We start from the raw sequence: 20,827 nt of genomic DNA, 5'->3' as shown, positions 1-20,827 counted from the left end.
AAAGCTCCAAAATGTGGCAAGGATACACTCAAGCAAGGTTCGGGCCAGATATGTTTTTCAAGCCTTGTCAGGATCGATCCGGATATTCGCCATGTAATCGCGAGTGCCTGATCTTAATTAAAGGACGAGACTTGAAAGCGGTTGTGATCCGTAGTGGATGGATTCAATCTCAATAATGGGTTTGCAGTTTCTAGAGTGACCCGATGGACATAATTCGTCTTTCCGAACGCCTCATGGGTATGAAGGACGAGGTTTGGTTGCGGCATGCAAACCCTTGGTCAGTCTGGACCCGCGTGCTGACACCTTTGCCGCTTATGGCGTTGGCGATCTGGAGTCGGGCGTGGATTGGCGGTGGGGCATGGGTTGCTGTTGGGGTTGTTTTGGTCTGGGTCTGGATAAATCCGCGTGCGTTTTCCCGACCTAGAACCTTCGAGAGCTGGTCAGCCCAAGGTGTTTTGGGCGAGCGTGTCTGGCTGCGATACCAAGACAAGATTGCGGCTCATCATATTAGAATGGCCAAAGCACTTGCCTATGTCAGCGGATTGGGTTTGCTGCCGTTTGCATACGGTCTTTGGGCGTACGACTTGGGATTCACATTCCTTGGCATTGTTGTGATCTCGGGCAGCAAGATGTGGTTTGTGGATCGCATGGCGTGGATCTGGAGCGACTTTCTGCGTGATGGTGGGTCGTTGGAAGACCTGGCGGCTGGGACGTAGGCCTAGTCACTTATCTTTCTACGCCAGCCGCCAAAGTAGTGGCCCAATTTTAGGGGGCAAAGACAATCGACGATTTGCAATGAATTGGTAGTCCGCTTTTTTGAACAACCATCGTTCCGAACCAAGTGGATGTGAAGCTGTTTTTTCAGACGGTATTTGTCACAACAGAATATTCGATTTTGAATATAAAAGTGGATTCATGGCATCCCTGTATGTTCTCCTTAGCGATTAAAGAGGGGGACGGATAAATGAGACGACTATTCAATATCGGGTCAATTTGGCTATTTCTTTGCATGGTGACCCTTACAGGCGCTTTTTCTGCCAACGCCCAAGAAACGACGGATGCGCAGGAAGCTATCGAAGTAGAGCAAGACGAACTTCTTGATGAGGTCGTTGATGCATCCATTTCGGGCGAAGATTTGGAAATTCTACTTGTCCCGTTGACAGCAGATGAGCTTTCCGAGGTCGCAGGCACTTGGCAAGGTATTGTGCGCTCGCAACTCGAAGAGGTCGCCCAGATTAATCTCGGTCTTCGGACAGCAAGTGGGGAGCAAGAAGACGACCTCCGGTCACAATTGGCGTCCCTAAGTGACTCAGGATCGGCGCTTTTGAACAACTATCGGTTGGTGCTTGAGGCGTGGACACTGAAAGGGGCCAAGGCAGAAGACCTGCAACCCCATTCCGACTACATCCTTGCATTAAAGGCAGGGGCTCTCAAAACAACTGATTTTCAGACGCTATTACAAAATGCGTGGGCCTGGTTGTTCTCCTGGGAAGGGGGTGTTGGCCTTTTGATGGCTGTTTTGGGTGTTTTGCTGGCTGTCTGGGCCATGATGTTTGTCGCCCGAATGGTGCGCCGCGTCACCGAACGCGGTTTAGAAAAAATTCCGACAATTTCGAGGATGCTGAAGAGATTCATCGCCACAGCAGTTTTCTGGGCTGTGTTCGTTCTTGGGATACTCGTTGTCTTGGCCTTGTTCGGGGTGAACGTCACTCCGCTTTTTGCCGTTCTTGGTGGCTTGTCTTTCATCCTGGGCTTCGCGCTTCAGGAAACCCTAGGCAATCTTGCGAGTGGTCTGATGATTATGGTTTTGAAGCCGTTTGATACCGGTGACTACATTCAAGTCGGAGGATCATCCGGCTTTGTGGATGAGATGTCTGTGGTTTCCACGAAGATCCGTACGTTTGACAACCAGATTATTATCGTCCCGAACAGTAAGATCTGGGGCGACGTGATTACCAACGTCAGCGCCTCAGAAGAACGCCGGGTCGATTTGGTCTTTGGCATCGCCTATTCAGACAACGCGGCGCAAGCAATCGACGTTCTCAAAGAACTGGTTTCGAAACACGAGCTCTGTTTGAAGACACCCGAGCCCGAAGTTTTTGTAGGTGAGTTGGGAGACAATTCTGTCAATATTTTCTGTCGCCCGTGGTCCAAATCTGACGATTACTGGACCGTCTATTGGGACCTGACGGGGCAAGCAAAGGAGCGGTTTGACGTAGAGGGGATTTCGATACCTTTCCCACAGCGCGATGTTCACCTGATACCCGTAGAGGGAGCAAATTCATGAGAGCTTTTGTAGTTTGGTTCACGACTGTTTTATTTGCCAGCAGTGTCGCGTTCGCCCAGTCAGAAGAACCGCTTGTTCCGACTGAAGAAAGAGAAGATTCTGAATTTGTTGCTCCAGTGATTGTAGATGGGGAGGAACTGTTCGTCGTTCGTGGTTCGAGTGCCCTTCCTGCAACTGAGCGGGCCGACAAGGTTGCTGAGCGCCTTTCTGAGGTTGGCGACGCTTCTCAGAGTTCGAGCATAAATGTTGAAATCATGGACTCTGAGTTCGGGAAACTCATTAGAGCCGATGGCCAGATGATTACAACGACGACCCAAGCGGATGCCGAATATGAACAGATGGACGTCGAGAGTTTGGCCGCACTACAAGCCGCGGCAATTGAAACCGCGATCCTGCAATATCGTGAAGCGCGATCCAACGAGGGCCTTGTCGACAGTGCAATTGCTGCCGTTGCATGGACAGTCATTTTTGCTCTGGTTTCATATGCGTTCTTCGCCAAACGACGAAAGCTGTTGGACTACATCAGAAGCAACTTGGAAAAGAGAGCAGAAGGTTTTGAGGAAGCCACAAAATCGATTCTAAGAAGCAAGGCTATTGCCTCCATCATCGTTTACGCATTCCACGTTTTGATGTGGGTCTTCTTCCTCTTTTTCTTCTATTACTACCTTTCCTTAGTTCTGCTTTCTTTCGCGGAAACACAGGGCATAGCCCAAATCCTGTTGAAATATGTCAGTGAACCGCTGGTCACTGTTGTTTTGGCCATTGTCGGGTACATTCCCAATCTGATCATGCTTGCGATTATAGCCGCTGTGACTCGGCTGGGAATTCGAGGCCTCGATCTTTTCTTCGAAAACATTGAGAGCGGAGCCTTTGAGCTAAAGGACTTCGAGGATCATTGGATTGCACCAACAAAAATGCTGTGCAGGGCTTTGTTCATCGTTATCGCGTTGGTGTTTGCATACCCTTACATTCCTGGTTCCGACTCTCGCGCCTTCCAAGGTTTGACTATTCTTGCCGGCATCATGGTTTCGCTGGGATCCAACACAGTTGTTTCAAATATGATGGCCGGTCTGTTTGTCATCTACAGACGCAGCACTAATGTGGGTGATCGAATTCAGGTCGGTGACAAGATAGGCGACGTAACAGAGATCAAACTGATGGAAACACTCATCAAATCGATCAAAAACGAGATGATCAGCATTCCAAATGCCCAGCTGCTCAATTCCGAAGTTGTGAACTACTCTCGCAAAGTGGATGGTCGGGGGCTATTGGTGCACACGACGGTGGGGATTGGCTACGAGGAGCCTCCCAAGAAAATCAAAGCGATGCTGATTGAGGCGGCACACCGAACGCAAGGGCTGAGAAAGAGCCCGGAGCCATTTGTGCTTTGGACCCAGTTGGCAGATTACGCGATCAACTATGAAATCAACGCGTACACTTCTCGTGGATCGAGTTTGCCAAAAATCTTGTCGGATCTTCGCGAGAACATTGTCGATGTTTTTAATGAAAACGAAACTCAAATAATGACTCCGTCTTACATCGCTGATCCGCCGGAACCCAAAATACCTTCAGCTGATTGGGATGGTGAGCTTGCTCACATATCTGACTAACAACTCGTCAGGGGCATCTGTGAAACTTCAAAAACGCAATACCGCCGTCGTCGGATTGGATTGGCTTGGATTGATTGACATTGAGCAATGATTAGAATCAAACAAGAAATCTTCAGAACTCAGCGAGGCTCCGGATGATCAAGTGGGTACTTTCCGCAACTGCAGTGCTTCTGCCTGGGTTTGTCCACGCAGCCGGGATGGAACAGTGGGGTGAGTCCGGCGACTGGGCAATTCTCGTCGATCCAGAAAAAGGCAACGGTTGTCTCGCGTGGAGAGCCTTTGAAGACGATATGACAGTAGAAATTGGCGCTGCACCAAACCAGGCTGGCGGCTTTTTTGCCGCCTACAATCCGGCCTGGGTTCAAGTCGAGGACGGTGCGACAGGCATAGTAAGATTTGATTTTGGTGATGCGCAGTTCGAAGGTGAGGCTGTAGGTGTCTACAAGAATGGCGTGCCCGGTGGCTACGCATTTTTTGACAATCCGGCATTTGTAACCGAGTTTGGAAAACGCCAAAGCGTTACGATCATTGGCGAAAGCGGAGCCGAAGTCGAACTCGACTTAAGCGGATCCGCAAAAGCCATTGAGGCCGTTCTGGCGTGTCAGGCGGAGCAGCCGGAACCACTGAAGAACTAGGTCGCGTCAGATCACTGCAATTGATTGATATCAGGCACACAGGGTTGCCTGTCGACAGGCATAGCATCGGCGCCCTCTGGAGCCTTGTTTCTGGATCCGCCCACATCCAACTTGAACTTTGGCGACGAAAGCTGGCCCGACACATCAAAAGGCCAAGCGCTTCGGGATAGGGGTTTGCCAACGCGCCGCGGCTCCGCTCTGATCGCAATGCTATCGTTCAGCCAGTCCACTTGTCCCCTGGCCACCAACTGAACCGACCCTGTTTCAATGACGGTGGAGTTTGAACTGACCCGCCCGGCCTGAATTTCAACCGGAGCTACCACGCAAGTGATATCGGTGTAACCTTGTCTGAACTCTTCTGAAAACAGCCACGGGAAGATTCCCAGCCCCGCCAACTCCAATAAGCTGGTGCTGATGTAGCCCTGGGACATCGACAAAGACGCATTGCCGCGCATGGAGTTGACGAAGGCCTTGCCCGAGGTGGTACTGCCAGAAACGTTGAACTCACCGCTCAAACGTCCATAGGCATCAATGCCAATTCCCAATTCATCAAGGATTTCACCGAATTCCCATCCTGAGGTCGATCCCGACAAGGAAAGCCAATCGGGTGAATCAATCAGGTCCATGCCCGCCCGCAGGCTGAAGTTTCCGCCGCCATAGGCCATTTGAAGAGGACCAAAATCTATGGTTCCGTCTTTTGCAGACAATTGGCTTGAAACAGAAGTTACGCCTTGCTGGCCTACAATCTCATTGAAGTCGATCTGCACCTCGACATCAGCCTCTTTCAGTACACGTTGCACATCCAGAAGATCGGCAGGTTTCCCATTCTCCTTAGGTAAAACCAAGGGCTGAACATCTGTCTCCTTCGGCAAAACCAAAGGCTGAATTTCAGCTTCAGGTTCTTTTGAGGCCTCGCCTACCAGGCTTTTCAGTTGGTCCAGTACGGCAGTCAGGTTCTTCAGGTCGTTAAGATCGAGTCTCTCGCTCGTAACGTTGCCACGGAGGATGGGTGCACCTTCGGGGAACTTTGCATCCAAAGCGGCTAGAAGATGCGAAGACCCGGCCTCGAACTCGATTGCGGCATCAAAATCTTCGCCCTGCCTAGAGGTTTCAGCATCAATGCCGAGTTCGCCAATTTCGATAGGTTGCAGGTTGAGCGCAGTCAAAAACTGGGCGCCATTGTCGACATGCAGTTCCACGTCGAAGTCGAGACCGGCTAGCCCTTTGAGCTCGTTGACAGATAGTGCAAGTTCCAGCGCCCAAAGATCGGTGCCGTAGGTGGTTGCGTTAAACCTGTTGAGAGAAACTGGCCCACCCGCATTGGTTATGTTGAAATCGGCTTTGATGCCGCCGAACTGATCAACGTAACCCTCATCTAGGTTCGGCAAAATCAACTTAGCACGTCCGTTGAGCACACCATCGAAAGTTACGTCCTGAAGCTGAAGCAGGTCGAGTATTTCGCCTTCGGCTTTCAGAACCGGCTCCTCGATTGGGCCAGCTTGCAAGGTAATGCCCAACATCGCGAGGCGGCCATCCGGCATGCGGCGAATGCTCTCGATAGAGGCCGGACCGATCACGCCCAACCCTTGGTCAAAGGCGTTGGTTTCAAACAGTAATTTCTCGAATTCGAAGGAGGCAAGGGATCCAACCATATGCATTTCAAAGCCTGTAAACTTGAGATCTTGAATACTCTTTGCCGCTTGGGGCGGTTGTCCCTCTGGGTGAAGTCGCGCATTGAAAAGCAGATCGACACCTTGAGCTGTATAGAGATCATCAACAGAACCTTCAGCTTCGAGTTTTTGTCCATCTTCAAGGCTTACGGTTGTTGTAAATGTTTCGATTGTTAGGACGTCCTGAGACACAAGTTCAGCTTGCAACTGGCCATTACCTTCCAGAACTCGTTCCAACCCCATGACATCGAGAAAGTCGCCGAATTCACCGGTATCCATCTCCAGGACAGCCCGGTAACCGCCACCTTCGTCTTCCGCGAATGGCTCGCCATCGTAGCGGACAGTCATTTCTCCAAAGTTCGCCCGCGTCGTAAACGGCGCGTCATGGGGATAGTCGCCCTCGATTTCGAAACCTTGACCGTTGACGGAGCCTGTCCCCGAGACCTTTGTTCTTTGTTCATCAGCTGCTTGTTCGAGGGCGAGTGACTGAAGATCAAACACAAACGAAAAACCTGAAACCTGGTCGTCAACGTTCAAACCGATGGATGTGAAACTGACGTTCTTGTCGCTGAGAAAGGTAAGAATCCCACTGCTTTCATTGCCACCATCTTCGGACGTCTCGATTTCAGCCTCAGCGTCTTGATTGTCCTCTGCCAACGACCCGTTGGTTTGAGGCGTTGGCATTGGTCGGCGTTTTCGCCAGCTTGTTGTGCCATCAGAGGCTGTAAGAAAGTTTGCCTGGAGTCCGTCCACCAAAAGATTGTCAAAGTGCAGACGTCCGTTGGCCAAGGCGGCAACGTCCAGTTCCATTTCAAGGAGCTTTAATTCTGCAAGAGATGTATCTGGCAGTGTCTCGCTGGGGATTACAACGCCACCGACATAGATGTGAGTAATGCGACCAAGTGCGACGCTCACATCGTCGTTGACCAGAAGCGGCTGCCCAATTTGTTCCGAAAGAGCCTTTTCCACAAGGTTGCGTCGCATATCTGAGAACAACGGAGCAGCAAGTAGCAACCAAACAAAAGCGATTGCTGCAAAAGCGAGTAGCGCAACGAGCCCAAGTATCTTAAACAGCCAAGTCCTCATTTGCTTCCCTGTGGTCGCTTTCATAATTCAGTTTAACCGCAAATCGGAAATCTCCAATCTTTCTGGCAACTAGGGTCAGGACTCATAGCCAATAGATAACGAGTGTTGCGAGGGCGATTGCTGACAGGAAGACCTTCGGGCACCTGTCGTAGCGGGTTGCCACACGCCGCCAATCCTTCAACCTGCCGAACATGATCTCGATCCGGTTGCACCGTTTGTAACGACGCTTGTCGTACTTAACCGGTTTCTTCCGCTGCTTCCGGCCAGGGATGCAGGCGCGCATCCCTTTGTCTTTCAACGCTTCCCGGAACTAATCGGCATCATAGCCACGATCCCCGAGCAGCCAATCGACATCCGGCAGGCCGCTCAGCAGTGCCCGCGCACCAACGTAATCGCTGACCTGACCGGCGGTGATGAACAGGTTGAGCGGACGTCCCCGGCTGTCGCAGATGGCATGCAACTTGGTGTTCATGCCGCCTTTGGTGCGACCGATCAGGCGTCCACGCCCCCTTTTTTGACGCCCAAACTGGTCGCGGTACGGTGGGCCTTCAGGTAGGTGGCATCGATCATCACGGTCTTCTCTTCACCGTGTTTGGTAGCCAAACCGGCCATCATCCGGGCGAAGATGCCTTTGTCGCTCCACCGCTTCCAACGGTTATAGAGCGTCTTGTGTCGGCCATACGCCGAAGAGGCATCGCGCCATCTCAACCCATTGCGATTAATGAAGATAATGCCACTCAACACACGTCGATCATCAACGCGTGGTTTGCCGTGGGACATGGGGAAGAAAGGCTCAAGACGCGCCATCTGCGCATCCGTCAGCCAGAAAAGATCAGACATGGTCACCGCTCGATTTTCGAACCGTGAATCACGCAGCCAAGCGGAAATCAATGGGTCCTGACCCTAGCCAATTGCCCGAAAGCGTCGGATACAGAGGGAATGGGAATGTCAGAAGAAAGGCCCAATGAAACTACCGGAGAATTCGAGAAACGCAGCGAGGTAGATGCGATCACGGTGGCCTTTCTCATCGTCAAAGCAGCCCAATTCGCCTCAGAGGATGGGCTAACGCGAAAAAGCATGAGCGCGGATGAGTGGGGAGAACTCGCACCAAAGCGGGTCTAACAAGGGTCGATGGCGGCGTTTTCTGATTTGGTGCGATAGGCCGTTCGCAGCCCAAAGCGGACCTAACGCAGCTCAAGGCGAGGACAACTGGGCTGTTTGTCCTCCAAGCTTTTCGCGCAGACGAATGGCATAGTTCCCCAACGCTGAAACCGACTTCGAGCAAAGTCAGCAACCGGCCCTGTGCACTTTCGCATGGTCTAAACACGTAGCGACCAGTATGAAATAGAAAGGAGGACAACAGGTGGAGCGAAAGCTGGCGGCCATCCTGATTGCTGACCTTGTCGGCTTTACCGCCCGAATGGAGCGGGACGAGAAAGGCACGCTCGAAATCCTCTCAGCGCACATTGAGGATACTGTTGTTCCGCTTGTCGGTCGGCATCACGGTCGCATTGTCAAACAGATGGGTGACGGTCTGCTCGCCAGCTTCGACAGCGCTGTCGATGCCGTTTCTTGCGCGGTTGATTGGCAAAATGTGCCAGTAGTAGGCTCCGACCCGCTTCGCTTTCGCATCGGTGTCACTCTTGGGGACATTATCATGCGCGACGGAGATGTTTTTGGTTCCGGTGTGAACCTTGCGTCGAGGTTGGAGCAGCTTGCCCCGCCCGGCGGTGTGTTGGTGTCTGACGCTGTCTATCGTGTGGTCGGGAACCGTATACCGGTCGCCTGGGAGGATGCTGGTCAGCACACAGTAAAGAACGTCGCCGAACCGGTACATGCTTGGCGCATTGGCAGGTTAAACGCAGTATGCGCTGAACCGCCCAGGCCTGAATCAGGAAAAGCCACTATTGCGGTCCTGCCTCTGCAAAACATGAGTGATGACCCCGAGCAGGCATTCTTCAGCGACGGGATTGCGGAAGACATTATTGTGGGCTTATCGCGTTTTCGAACACTTAAGGTTGTTTCCAGAAATGCGTCTTTCAGGTTCCGGACACAGGACACAGATCCGGCCAAAATCGCGGAGGCTCTCGGCGCAGATTACCTGGTTGAAGGCAGCGTGCGGAAGGCCGGCAGTCGCGTGAGAATCTCGGTACAGCTCGCTGACGCGCGTACGGGCACTCAACTCTGGTCGGATCGATATGACCACGAACTGGAGGACGTTCTGGCGGTTCAAGACGAAGTGGCCCGAAATATCGTCGCAGTGTTGCCGGGTAGGGTCCAAAACGATGTCGTCGACCGCTCGACCCAGAAACCAACGGATCAGATGAAGGCCTATGAACTGATGCTGAAGGGCAAGGCACTACGCGACGGCTTGAACGCACGAGATACGGCCAAGGCCAGAGCTTTGTTGGAACGAGCGGTCGCACTCGATCCGACCATCGCGCGATCTTACATGTATCTTTCGGACACATATGTAATAGACTTGTGGCTTGGGCTGGCAGACGCTGACGCACCGGCCCACACGTTGAAAATCGCCCGAAAGGGCGTGGCACTGGATAACCGGGACGTCTACATTCAGGACCAACTTGGTTTTTCCTATCTCTGTGCTGGCCTTTGGGATGAGGCAGAGGCACAATTCAATAAGACACTTTCCATGATAGAAAACGAGGCGGAGTCGATGGCATGGTGCGGCTACGCTTTCCTACTGCTCGGCTTGCACGAAAAGGCGCGCGAAGTAGTTTCGGAAGCGATGGCGCTGGACCCGCTGCATCCGCCTGCCATCGACTGGATTATGGGACAGGTCGAATTCTTCAACGGCAACTTCGAAGCAGCGCTTGGTTTTTTGATGGGAGCAGCGCGGCTCAACTCATTGGCCACTGCCTTTGTCGCCGCGTCTTACGCGCAGCTCGGACGAGCGCGAGACGCCTCCGACGCATTGCGAGAATTTGTCACCGAACGTCGCGATGAGTTCACAAGTCGAGGTATTGTGGTTGATGATGACACAGTAGAAAGCCTTGCCCGTGGATTCAGGTCGATGTGGCGGCGACCGGATGATTTCAAACGTCTTGTGGATGGGCTACGGGCGGCAGGATTGACTGGCTGACGCTTACCGTAACTCTTTTGCCCAACCGCTGCGTCATCAAATGCAAATTTATCTGTATCCCGTTTATTTGGCTGATTGCAGCTCGGAGCGGTCGTTGGATTTTAGTTGCCAAAGCTGAGTTTAGCGGTGCGTAGCCTTGGCGGCCGTTTTTTTAGCTTCAACAAGAATCTCCGCGTTGGAACAGCAAACGTTCAAGGGCGCACGAATGTAGACCTTGCAGGTCGTTGCCTCTAACGTAACTTTCGCGGGGGGCTGACAGTGAAGCGGAAACTTGCAGCGATTTTGGCAGCTGATGTTGTTGGCTTCTCACGACTCATGGGGCGTGATGAAGAAAACACGCTACTACGCCTAAACCTTTTACTTTCTGAATTGGTTCAACCCCAAATACGCGAGTCCAGAGGGCGAATTGTCAAGTTGATGGGCGATGGTTTGTTGGCCGAATTCACCAGTGTGGTCGACGCGGCAGAGTGCGCTATTGCCATTCAACGAGCAATGCAGGACCGAGAACCTGACATGCCCCGCGTGCAACGCATTCAATTGCGGATCGGCATTCATCTGGGAGATGTGATTTCTGAAGGTTCAGATGTTTTTGGAGAAGGCGTCAACGTAGCCGCAAGATTGGAAGCAATCGCAGAACCCGGAAGCGTGTGCATTTCCGAGGATGTATACCGTCAAATCAAAGGAAAGGTCTCAGGCAGCTTCAAGGATCTGGGTCAGCAAGATCTAAAAAACATCGAGCATAGGATTGGCGCCTACAGCATCGATCTCGACCCGGCGCGCCTGTCACCTGAGTTCTACGAAGTTCTGACAGGTGAGCAGTTGGAGTTGCCGGACCAACCGTCAATCGCCGTCCTGCCATTTCAAAACATGTCAGGCGACCCAGAGCAGGAATACTTCGCGGACGGAATTACCGAAGACATCATCACTGCCTTGTCGCATATCAATGGGCTCATCGTGATGGCGCGCAATTCGACATTTGCCTACAAAGGAAGGTCTGTCGATGTAAGACAGGTCGGACGGGAATTAGGTGTTCGTTTCGTCCTTGAAGGGAGTGTTCGAAAGGCGGGGCAGCGGGTTCGCATCACCGGGCAGCTTATTGAATGCCAAACCGGGTCGCATTTGTGGGCCGACCGCTATGACCGTCAGATTGAAGACATTTTTACCGTTCAAGATGAAATCACACGCGAAATTTCTATCTCATTGGCGGTCAACCTTACACACGGGCAAGAGCTCCGGCTTTGGGCTGATCAAGCGCCTAACTTTGAGGCGTGGGACTTGATGATGCGTGGCATCAGTGAACAATACAAATTTACAAAAGAAGGGAATCTCGCCGCGATTCAGCTCTACCGGAAAGCGGTTGAGCTTGACCCCGAGAACTCATCATTCAGAACGGGCCTTGGCTGGGCGTTACAAGCCGGTGCCCGCCTTGGGTTTCATCAAGATCCGAAGGCGTCAACTGACGAGGCCCAATCTATCTGCGACGCATTGTTGGCGAAGAAAAATGTCCCTGCTGATGTCTACGCACTGCAAGGGTATATTTTCACAAACGAATCTCGTTTTGATGAAGCCAAAGCCTTTTGTAATGAAGCTATCGAACGGCAACCCAGTGTCTCGCTTTCTCATGCCATGCTGGCAATTGCGTACAATAGTTGTGGTGAATTTGAGGAAAGCCTGAACAGCATGCGAAAAGCCATTCGGCTGTCGCCCTACAGCCCGGACTGGTATTTTAGCCATTTGGGGGATGCCTATCGCGGGTTAGGTCAGCTGGAGCAAGCAAGAACAGTTTACCGGCACTTGGAAACCCGCCTGCCTGGCACCTTGTTGTGCCAAATCCGTTTGGCAGCAATCCACGCTGATCTTGATGACACCGAAAATGCCACGAAAGCAGTAGACGCAGTTCTTTCAATCGACCCTCAGTTTTCAGTGCAAACCTATACCGGCCACATGGTCTACAAGACTGAAGCCCTGCGCAAATTCTGGGCGGATGCTATGCTAAAGGCCGGTCTACCAGATTAGCGCCGCAGTATTGTATTTGGTTGTAGAGATCAGAAGATTGTTTTGGTTGCCACGAATTTGCGTAGCGCTTTCATACGCAAATCGAAAATTCGGATCATGCACAGTATCGACTAAGATAGCTGTCAGCTCGAACCGGACATTCGACTCTTAACTTCATCGACGTAGCGCTGCCCAAAATACAGTTCTATGTATCGCCCACAATTGAACCTTTGGGCTGGACGTCATTTGCATATGACCAATTGCCAGACCGAATTTAAGTTTTTTTGAAACGGTCGGCATAAGCATTCTTGAGCACTGGGCTGCGTCGAGCAAAGAGAGAATTGGGTATGCTTTCCCCGGCGAGACGCCAGAATTCGAGACTTGAGGCGTTAAAGTGTGGCCCGATGAATTGGAAATTCAGATCCTTGCAAAGTTGATGCCCTATTGGACTTGCAGCGATGGCAGCTAGGTCTTTTAAATAAACTTCCCTTTCCACGAGATCTTCCAGTACTTTTACAAACCCATTTAGCAGATGAAGCGCAGATTTTTGATGCCCTTGCGCGATGTAGACACCGGCGCAATAGCCAAAATAATCGCCAGGAAGAACCGGGCGTCGGAGGGCTCCCAGACTGAGTTCAGCTTCAACCAATCGGCGCTCGCGGAACCTAGCTTCCAAATCTTCATCCAGGAAAATGAGCGAGATATGAGCGGCTAATTCATCTCCAATCATGACATAAACGCCAGACATCGCCCCATCCTTTAGAATCTCCGCCCAGATGGGATCGCAGGCGGAGAACCCGTCGGGAAACTCATGAGCGCTTGCCAACTCCAAGGCCTGAACGGCGGCATCGGCAAACTCGATAGATCCGTATTCCAACGCCACTTCGTGTTCGCGAAGAACCCGGTAGGAGGCCTGCTTTCCAATTGAACGGCTTTCCCAATCCTCACGGCAAGCCACAACTTCATCCCGCGTCCATCCGAGCTTTTCTATCAAAAGGTGCTCCAGATCACCTCGGATGTAAGACAGCGAACGCTCATATTTGCTAACCGCATCTACACTTAATCCCAGCAAAGCAGCCAATTGTTCCTGTGACATTCGACCATCCTTACCGTTGCGAGCTCGATGGCTTCGAAGTTTGTCCGCGAAGATGGACGAAGGGGCGGTCATGTTGTCTCCGAAATAGTCGTGCCGCTGCTTATCAATATGCCTGACAATAGGTGATTGCCCAAGTGACTTACGGATGACTTACGGGTTCAGGCGGATCGCGTCTGTGGCCCAGTTCCTTCAGACCAGCCAAGCTCGGCGCATAAACAAAAAAGGAACCAGCTATGTCACGTCGCATTAGTCAGCTACCCGGTTCGCTCGACGCTATTTTCTTTGGGATTGCATCCGAACCCAAGACCCGGTGCCGTCGCAGACCTGAGACCAGTTATCCAAAGCGAATGAGGCGCGTTGGACCTGTTTCCCCAATGCGCCGCCACCGGTTTAAGGGAAACCTTGACTGCTAGATCGGTGCCACAATTTGTGAATTCGATGTACCAGTCAGTTTGTTGGCATCCCAGCCCAAAGCGGCCCTTCAAATTCGAGCTTTGCAGGCACTAATATGCGCGATCAAGCTGCCGGTTTTGCCAGGGCAACTTGGTTCCGGCACCGCTATTCTGGCAACCCTGCCCGGCGAAGTGCCTCAAAGTAGCGTTCAGCGCCTTCAGAGCAACCATAGTCCACGTTGCTACGCCACTTCGAAATCGTCTCACCAGGTTCCATTTGCAGCATTTGCGCCAAAGCAGCAGACGCTTCTTCAGGTTCCCCAAGCATTGCGTGTGCAGCAGCCCTCGTGCTGTGAAGTGCGGCATAGTTTTTTGAGAAGCGCAAACCTGCCTCAGCGTAGCCGATGGCATCGCGGTCTCGACCAAGCATAACGCAAGAGGTGGCAGCACCTCCAGAAGCACCTACGAAAACGGCTCCATATCGGCCCAACCGAAGCGCCGTCTGAAAACAGCTTAATGCCATTTTAGGAAACCCGGCCCAGTTGTATCCCCAACCCATAAACAAATGCAGGCGGGCATCTAATGGCGCTCGTTGCCTGATTTGCTCAAGCGCCACGGAAAGTCGATCAGCATCCCCGTCCACATTATAATCCGCCACGGCAACACTCAGATCAAGCGTTGGGCTTTGACCTGCCATGTGTCGACCGGCCTCAATCCAGTGTGGTAGTTTCTCGTAATAAGATGACAGTTCGCGTCGAAGATCATAGGTTCTCGCGCCATTCATTGTCCAAATAGCTTCGGCATAGGCGGCAGCTAGGGTTGGTTTGGCTTCGATGGCCCTGGCGTGGTACGACAACGTCTCTTCATAGCTGTCGATGCTGGCCTCCGACCATGTGATCATGCCCATCAAAACGCACTGTTCTGCCGTCAGTTCTTCTTCAGGCAAAGCGGAGAGCTTTGCGGTCAGCGACTGGATCAAGATCCCACTAACCGCATCCAACAGTTTTTCTACAACTTCGTCTTGCCAATCAAAGATAGCTTCGACCGAACCGTCGAACTTCTGAGTCCAGATTTCAGGACCAGAAGAGTCATTTAAGCGGGCTTCCAGACGCAATCGGTCGCCGTGTCCACGCAGCACGCCGCGAAGTGCATATCCCTCGGATGCTTCCGTGGATGTTATTGCCGCGTTTAACCAGTTGATCGTTCGAAAATAAGACCCGAAATCTGAAGTAAGAGCTGCGGCCGTTTCCTTTAATTCGGTTCGTTGGTCGCTGCACGTGACAGGATGAATGGATAGCTTTGGCAAGCTCGTCTCTGTGAAAGAATGCGAGCCTTGCGATGCGCCAAGTTGCGGTCCATCGTGAATCCACACATCCAGGCTGCGCTGGATGTTCTTGAGCTTCTTTTTCCCAACTGCTTTGAAAGCGTCTGCCAGAGTGTGTTCAAGGTTCAAATGTACGGGTTCAGAAATTGCGATGCCACCGGTTGGCGCAATGCTCTCAAGCCGTGCCGCAATGTTTACACCGTCACCTAAGATGTCGTCACCTTTTTCAGTGATGTCGCCCACATGAACACCAATCCGCATGTTCATTAACGAGTGTTCAGCCAACTGCTCTTGTAGCTGCATTGCTGCGGTTACAGCTTGCGCCGCGCTGTCAAATTGCACTAGCCAACCATCGCCCATGCTCTTTACGACACGACCTGATTGGCCTGCTATCGTTGGGGTGACGATGTCGCTTTCCAGGTGATCAAGCATTAGAATTGTGGCTTGCTCGTCTTTGTGCATAAGCGCCGAATACCCAACGACATCCGCGGCTAGAATTGCCGCCAACCTTCGTTGCAACTGTTGCCCCTTGTTTGACATACGTTCGACGATAGTTGATGCGGCTCCTCACTCCAACCGGCAGGGACATTGTTCGCTCAGCGCTCGTTAATGAATATCTCTGCTTTCTGGCATCATCGACTACGGGACGCCAAATCTCATTCGTCCCAACGAAAACTGTCGTTATCGGCTTTCACATGCCCTATTGAGGGCAACGCGAAGTGAGACCCCAAGACCAAGCAACTGGTTTCCGAGCAATGCTCAAGCAGCAATCTACGCGACTTCACAGCCAATTCGGCGTCAGAATCGAATTTGAAATGCCAGTCGGGATGTTTACATTGCGCAGTCGTATGAAGCGCATCGCCAGTAATCAACGCCTCATCACCCCTGCTCTTCACGAGTACAGAAACATGGCCCGGCGTATGTCCTGGCGTAGGGAACAAAGTCACATGGTCGCCCAACTTGTGCCCTGCCTCCACCAGTTCCACCTGACCAGCTTCCACTACAGGCAAGACGCTTTCGACGTAGGTAATACTGTTCTGCAAACGCTGAGTTTCTTCATCGTCTTTGGGCAAAAGGTAGCGTGCGTTTGGAAACGTAGGCACCCAACGACCATCTTTTAGCTGCGTATTCCAACCGATATGGTCTACGTGAAGATGGGTGCACAGCACGTAGTCAATTTCGTCGGTGCCGAGGTCAGCCGCTTTCAATGCTGCTATAAACCGGTCGTCTGATCGTTGGTGCCAAGCTTGGTGATTTAGATTGGTCTTATCATTGCCGACACAGCTATCCACCAAAATGTTATGTGAGGGCGTTTTCAGAAGGAAACCTTGTATGGGTAAAATTAGTCGTCCCGAGTTGTGGTCGATGCTGCCTGGAGCAAGGCTTTCAATAGCAGCTTTGACATCTGGTCCGGCGGTTGGAAACAACTCTTCTGGCTTCATGAACGGGGCATGAATTTCAAGAATTCGCCAAACCTCAACATCACCAATCCTGCAGAGCATTGCATTCAATCCTTTGGTCGCCTGAATGTTGGACACAATCGACTCTCCAGGCAATTGAAACAAGGTTTCAAAAGCCTTCATCCGACGCGCGATCTTGCAAACAGACATATTGTGTTGCCTAAAAGCAGAACGCAGCCCGTGGATGGAGCACTTGGGAGAAATATCTCAGAAACGCGGCGTAAATGACTTACCAAATCATAGTACTTTTTGGGCCATCCGTACAAATTTGCAAAGTCTGCTTCTCGGTCGCGGCACATGCTTTAACTGAGGTGATGCACTTCTTGCATGCCGTAGACCGGCGTTGGTACACCCTCCATCCGGGCCTTTATTTGCAGCGACAGGAACTGTGAATAATGTCGGGACTGATGCAGGTTTCCACCATGCATCCAGAGGTTTGGAAGCTGTGTCGGCTTCCACATATTGCGTTGCTCGCCTTCCCAAGGCCCCGGGTCCTTGGTTGTGTCAGAGCCCAGACCCCAACACTTCCCAAGCCGATCCGCCATGTCCTGACCCATCAGGTCAGCAACCCAGCCGTTCATCGAATTATACCCGGTCGCATAGACAACCAGATCGGCATCCAGATGCGTTCCGTCGTCAAGGATAACTCCAGTTTCATCAAGCGCAGTGACCTGACCGCGTTTCAGCTTGATCTCACCATCAATGATCAACTGGCTGGCCCCAATGTCGATGTAATAGCCTGATCCGCGGCGCAGGTATTTCATGAACAGCCCGCTTTCGTCATCGCCCCAATCCAGCCAGAACCCGGCCTTTTCCAGACCGTCATAAAACTCTTTGTCCTGCTCTTTCATCGCGGCATAGGCCGGAATCTGGAATTCATGCAGAATGCGATAAGGCAGTGATGCAAAGATCAGATCGGCCTTTTCGGTCGTCATGCCAGACCGCACCGCACGTTCAGAATAAAGATCGCCCAGTCCGATTTCCATGAGGGTGTCCGAGCGGACAATATGGGTTGAGGACCGCTGCACCATTGTCACATCGGCATCGTTTTCCCAAAGCGCGGCGCAGATGTCATGGGCCGAGTTGTTGGACCCCACCACGACAACCTTCTTGCCTGCCCATCTGGCCGGCCCGTCGTGTTCCGAGGAATGTGCCTGCTCACCCTTGAAAACATCCATACCCGGAAAATCAGGCATGCGTTTCTTGCCGGACATACCCGTCGCCATGATCAGCTGCTTGGGCCGCAACACCACCTCTTCGCCATCCCGGTCCACCGTGATGGTCCATTCGCCCTTGTCTTCATCGAAGGTGGCGGATTTGGCCGTCGTGCGCGTCCAATAATTCAGCTCCATCACTTTGGTGTACATCTCAAGCCAGTCGCCGATCTTGTCCTTGGGCGAGAACACGGGCCAGTTTTCCGGGAACTTGATATAAGGCAGATGGTCATACCAGACCGGATCATGCAGGCAGAGGGATTTGTAGCGATTGCGCCAACTGTCGCCAGGCCGGTCATTCCGTTCAACGATGATCGTCGGGACGCCGAGCTGTCGCAGCCGCGCACCCATGGCGATCCCACCCTGACCACCGCCGATGATGACGCAGTAGGGCTGTGTTTTGTAGCCCAGTTCAGCCTCTTCTTGGGCCCGTTCTTCCGCCCATGTGGTCCTGTGTTTACCCGCACCATGCTTGGCCCCAAGTGGGCGGTTGAACCCTTTGGGCTCTTCATGACCTTTCAGCTCGACCATCGTGGTCAGCAAGGTCCATATCTTGCCATCCTTGAGGCGGATTAACCCATAGCCGCGTGCCACTTCGGTTTCGAACTCGATCCATGCGGTGGTTATTCCGCCGTCTTCAGTGGGCACTTCACCTTCGGCTATTTTCCAACCGCTCGGCTTGGTTGTGGCCAACTGATGCGCGAGCAAATCTGCCACCTGCGCCTTGCCTTCGACCGTTTTGATATTCCAGGTAAAGCTGACCAGATCGCGCCAATAGCAATCGTCCTGGAACATATCGCAGGCGGCATCGATATCGCCTTGGGACAAAGCCGCACCGAAGTCATCAAGGAACCCCTGCACCTGATCCGAGAGTGTTGTGTCGAGCATGTCATCCTCCCTATCTCCACGGAGCAAAAGGCTGACAAATCCGCGTCCCTTCGGGCAAGTCGATTTGGCGGCTCAACGCTTGACCTAGGCCAAAAACACCAAGACTTGTTGCGCGCGCAACAAGGGCGCAACACAAAGGCATGTGCGTTTATGCAGGTGGAATAAGCCCGGCCTTTCGCACACGGCGCAGGATTGTCGACCGGTTCACGCCAAGGCGTCGCGCCACTTGAGACATGTTCCAATCGCAAGCACGCAGCAGTGCTTCCAAATCATCTGAGTCCAGCTTTTGCGCAGGGGCGAGCGCCGGGGCTGGCAAATCCGTCAAGTCGATGATGTTGTCCTGACACAGGGCGACCGCGCTGTGCAGCAGATGTTCCAGTTCACGAATATTGCCGCTCCATAGTCGTGATTTCAGATCGGCGCGCGCGACTGTCGACAGGTGAATATCATGGCTTGCAAACCGTCGAAGCAGGCGATCAATTAGCCAATCCAGATCCGCTCGGTGGCGCAAAGGCGGCAGAGAAAATGTGGCCCCCGCAATCCGGTGCAGCAGATCTTCACGCAGACCGCCCTGCAATCCCGCCGGGGGCTGCCGACATGAGGCAATGATCCTCAGATCAGCCCGCCGCTCAAGCACTGCTAAAAGAGAGGCCTGTGCAGGCTCGCTCAGGTCTTCAACACCGCGCAGGAACAGCGTGCCGGGGTCGATGGTTTGGCAGAAATCGAATGTCTCGGTATCGCAGCAGATCACTGTGTGGAAATCCTGTCTCGCAGGATCGGCCATGTGGATCGCACGCGCCAGTTTGGTCTTGCCCGTGCCGCTTTCACCGGTCAGCAAAAGCGGCAGGCTGGTCGGTGCAAGACGTGCAGCATTGTTCAAAAGCTGCTGAAGGTCCGCATCCGGCCCCGCAAAACTGCCAAGGGCTCCGGGCAGAACCTGTTCTCGCTTGCGCAGGGCCGCCGTCATCTGCGACGTCTGTGGCGCAACGGCATGACCATAGAGCGCGCGCCCGTCCTTGAGGTGTAGAACGCGGTCTTCGGACGGTCTGCCGCGCATGAACTCCGGCATGTCATCAACACTGATTTCAAGCCAGTCCTGCAATTGCGACCCGATCAGGTGGCCCGAACCGTCCGGGTCCAGTGCGCGTCGGGCCCCCGAGGTCATACCAATGATCTTGCCGCTTCCGTCCACTGCAACCGCCGCTTCAGGATCGACCTCAAGAAATTCGGGGCTTGCTGAAAAGCGCAGGACCCAATCGCGCCGGGTCGATGCCATCAGGTTTGCCATCTCGACGCGACGGGCGGAATTCGTCACCAATGTCATGGCCAGATTCTGCGACGCCTTAGGCGAAGGGCCACGCAACAACGAAACATCCAGAACAGCCGCAAGACCACCTTTGGTATCGAAAATAGGCGCTGCCGTACAAGACAGCGGCGTATGCGTGATCGAAAAATGATCCCCCTGATGGATCGTCACCGGCTGACCTGTAACGATGCACGACCCTACCCCGTTCGTTCCTGCCAACTCTTCCGTCCACTTGAATCCCAGATGAAGACCGGCAGTTCTGAGTTCGTCCTCAAAGTTCCGGTCGCCAAAGAAATCGACGCAGACGCCATCCGCATCCGCAAGCAGCAGGACGTAGTTCTGCCCTGCAACCTGCGCAAACAACGATTGCAGCCCCGAGCGCGCTGTTGCGATCAGACGTTCGGATTGCTCTAGATGTTCACGGAATTTGGTGTCAGGCAGGATATGCGCGGGTTCCTGCCGTGAGGGATCCATACCATAGGTTTCAACACAGCGCTGCCAGCTGTCCGCGACAAGCCGGTCTCTCCCTGTATCGAACCCGCTTAAGACACGGTCAATCTCTTTTGTGTGCTGGCGATCCAACAGCTTCCCACCCTACAAATCCTCTCTAAAATTAGCATGAGGATGGCTTCGCGCCTATGTTCAAATTTCGTCTGGCAAACGTTTTGGCGCTTTGCCTCGTCAAGCTGACCTTCGTTGAACGCGCAGCATTAGGGAGACCCTTTGCGGGGTTGAGCCCCGCAAAGCGCCATAAACGCAAC

13 protein-coding genes and 1 pseudogene are annotated in these 20,827 nt (G+C 52.8%); 7 read left to right on the top strand and 7 right to left on the bottom strand.

What is annotated here, in order from left to right:
• Positions 1 to 203: 203 nt before the first annotated feature.
• The 4 genes from ACR0M2_RS17000 to ACR0M2_RS16985 all read left to right on the top strand — a co-directional run bounded on the left by ACR0M2_RS17000 (position 204) and on the right by ACR0M2_RS16985 (position 4,532).
• Positions 204 to 716, top strand: coding sequence for a DUF6653 family protein (locus ACR0M2_RS17000; protein WP_480706162.1), 513 nt, complete (start codon positions 204 to 206; stop codon positions 714 to 716).
• Positions 717 to 964: 248 nt separating this feature from the next.
• Positions 965 to 2,287, top strand: coding sequence for a mechanosensitive ion channel family protein (locus ACR0M2_RS16995; protein WP_480706160.1), 1,323 nt, complete (start codon positions 965 to 967; stop codon positions 2,285 to 2,287).
• A complete protein-coding gene (locus ACR0M2_RS16990) occupies positions 2,284 to 3,897 on the top strand; it encodes a mechanosensitive ion channel family protein (RefSeq protein ID WP_170379540.1) in 1,614 nt (537 codons plus the stop codon). The genes ACR0M2_RS16995 and ACR0M2_RS16990 overlap by 4 nt, the downstream gene beginning before the upstream one ends.
• 134 nt (positions 3,898 to 4,031) lie before the next feature.
• Positions 4,032 to 4,532 (top strand): hypothetical protein, encoded by a 501-nt coding sequence (locus tag ACR0M2_RS16985; RefSeq protein WP_170379538.1) that lies wholly within the window; start codon positions 4,032 to 4,034, stop codon positions 4,530 to 4,532.
• 11 nt (positions 4,533 to 4,543) lie between these two features.
• Here ACR0M2_RS16985 and ACR0M2_RS16980 read toward each other — a convergent pair whose 3' ends face one another.
• Both ACR0M2_RS16980 and ACR0M2_RS16975 read right to left on the bottom strand, forming a co-directional pair.
• A complete protein-coding gene (locus tag ACR0M2_RS16980) occupies positions 4,544 to 7,288 on the bottom strand; it encodes an AsmA family protein (RefSeq protein WP_480706157.1) in 2,745 nt (914 codons plus the stop codon).
• Between the two features lie 82 nt (positions 7,289 to 7,370).
• A pseudogene (locus ACR0M2_RS16975) lies at positions 7,371 to 8,128 on the bottom strand (IS5 family transposase).
• Positions 8,129 to 8,233: 105 nt separating this feature from the next.
• Between ACR0M2_RS16975 and ACR0M2_RS16970 the strand changes: the two are divergent.
• The 3 genes from ACR0M2_RS16970 to ACR0M2_RS16960 all read left to right on the top strand — a co-directional run bounded on the left by ACR0M2_RS16970 (position 8,234) and on the right by ACR0M2_RS16960 (position 12,407).
• Positions 8,234 to 8,410: a hypothetical protein gene (locus ACR0M2_RS16970; RefSeq protein ID WP_480706155.1), complete on the top strand. Its 177-nt coding sequence runs from the start codon at positions 8,234 to 8,236 to the stop codon at positions 8,408 to 8,410.
• A gap of 241 nt (positions 8,411 to 8,651) precedes the next feature.
• Positions 8,652 to 10,391 (top strand): adenylate/guanylate cyclase domain-containing protein, encoded by a 1,740-nt coding sequence (locus ACR0M2_RS16965; protein WP_480706154.1) that lies wholly within the window; start codon positions 8,652 to 8,654, stop codon positions 10,389 to 10,391.
• A 258-nt stretch (positions 10,392 to 10,649) separates the two neighbouring features.
• Positions 10,650 to 12,407 carry an adenylate/guanylate cyclase domain-containing protein gene (locus ACR0M2_RS16960; protein ID WP_480706152.1) on the top strand — a complete coding sequence of 586 codons (1,758 nt, stop codon included), beginning with the start codon at positions 10,650 to 10,652 and terminating at the stop codon, positions 12,405 to 12,407.
• A gap of 253 nt (positions 12,408 to 12,660) precedes the next feature.
• On the opposite strand, the gene ACR0M2_RS16955 is transcribed toward ACR0M2_RS16960, so the two are convergent.
• From ACR0M2_RS16955 to ACR0M2_RS16935, 5 genes are all read right to left on the bottom strand, one after another.
• Positions 12,661 to 13,482: a hypothetical protein gene (locus ACR0M2_RS16955; RefSeq protein ID WP_480706150.1), complete on the bottom strand. Its 822-nt coding sequence runs from the start codon at positions 13,480 to 13,482 to the stop codon at positions 12,661 to 12,663.
• A 558-nt stretch (positions 13,483 to 14,040) separates the two neighbouring features.
• Positions 14,041 to 15,738 (bottom strand): adenylate/guanylate cyclase domain-containing protein, encoded by a 1,698-nt coding sequence (locus tag ACR0M2_RS16950; RefSeq protein ID WP_480706149.1) that lies wholly within the window; start codon positions 15,736 to 15,738, stop codon positions 14,041 to 14,043.
• A gap of 116 nt (positions 15,739 to 15,854) precedes the next feature.
• Entirely contained in the window at positions 15,855 to 16,781 is a 927-nt protein-coding gene (locus ACR0M2_RS16945) for an MBL fold metallo-hydrolase (protein ID WP_226689714.1), read from the bottom strand.
• Between the two features lie 179 nt (positions 16,782 to 16,960).
• Positions 16,961 to 18,760: an NAD(P)-binding domain-containing protein gene (locus ACR0M2_RS16940; protein ID WP_480706148.1), complete on the bottom strand. Its 1,800-nt coding sequence runs from the start codon at positions 18,758 to 18,760 to the stop codon at positions 16,961 to 16,963.
• Between the two features lie 148 nt (positions 18,761 to 18,908).
• Positions 18,909 to 20,651: a sigma-54-dependent Fis family transcriptional regulator gene (locus ACR0M2_RS16935; RefSeq protein WP_170533786.1), complete on the bottom strand. Its 1,743-nt coding sequence runs from the start codon at positions 20,649 to 20,651 to the stop codon at positions 18,909 to 18,911.
• Between the last annotated feature and the right edge of the window lie 176 nt (positions 20,652 to 20,827).

It is taken from the genome of Ruegeria sp. BE10, from assembly GCF_056538905.1.
The sequence above is the reverse complement of the archived record's forward strand: the minus strand, read 5'-3'. Positions and strand labels throughout refer to the sequence as shown.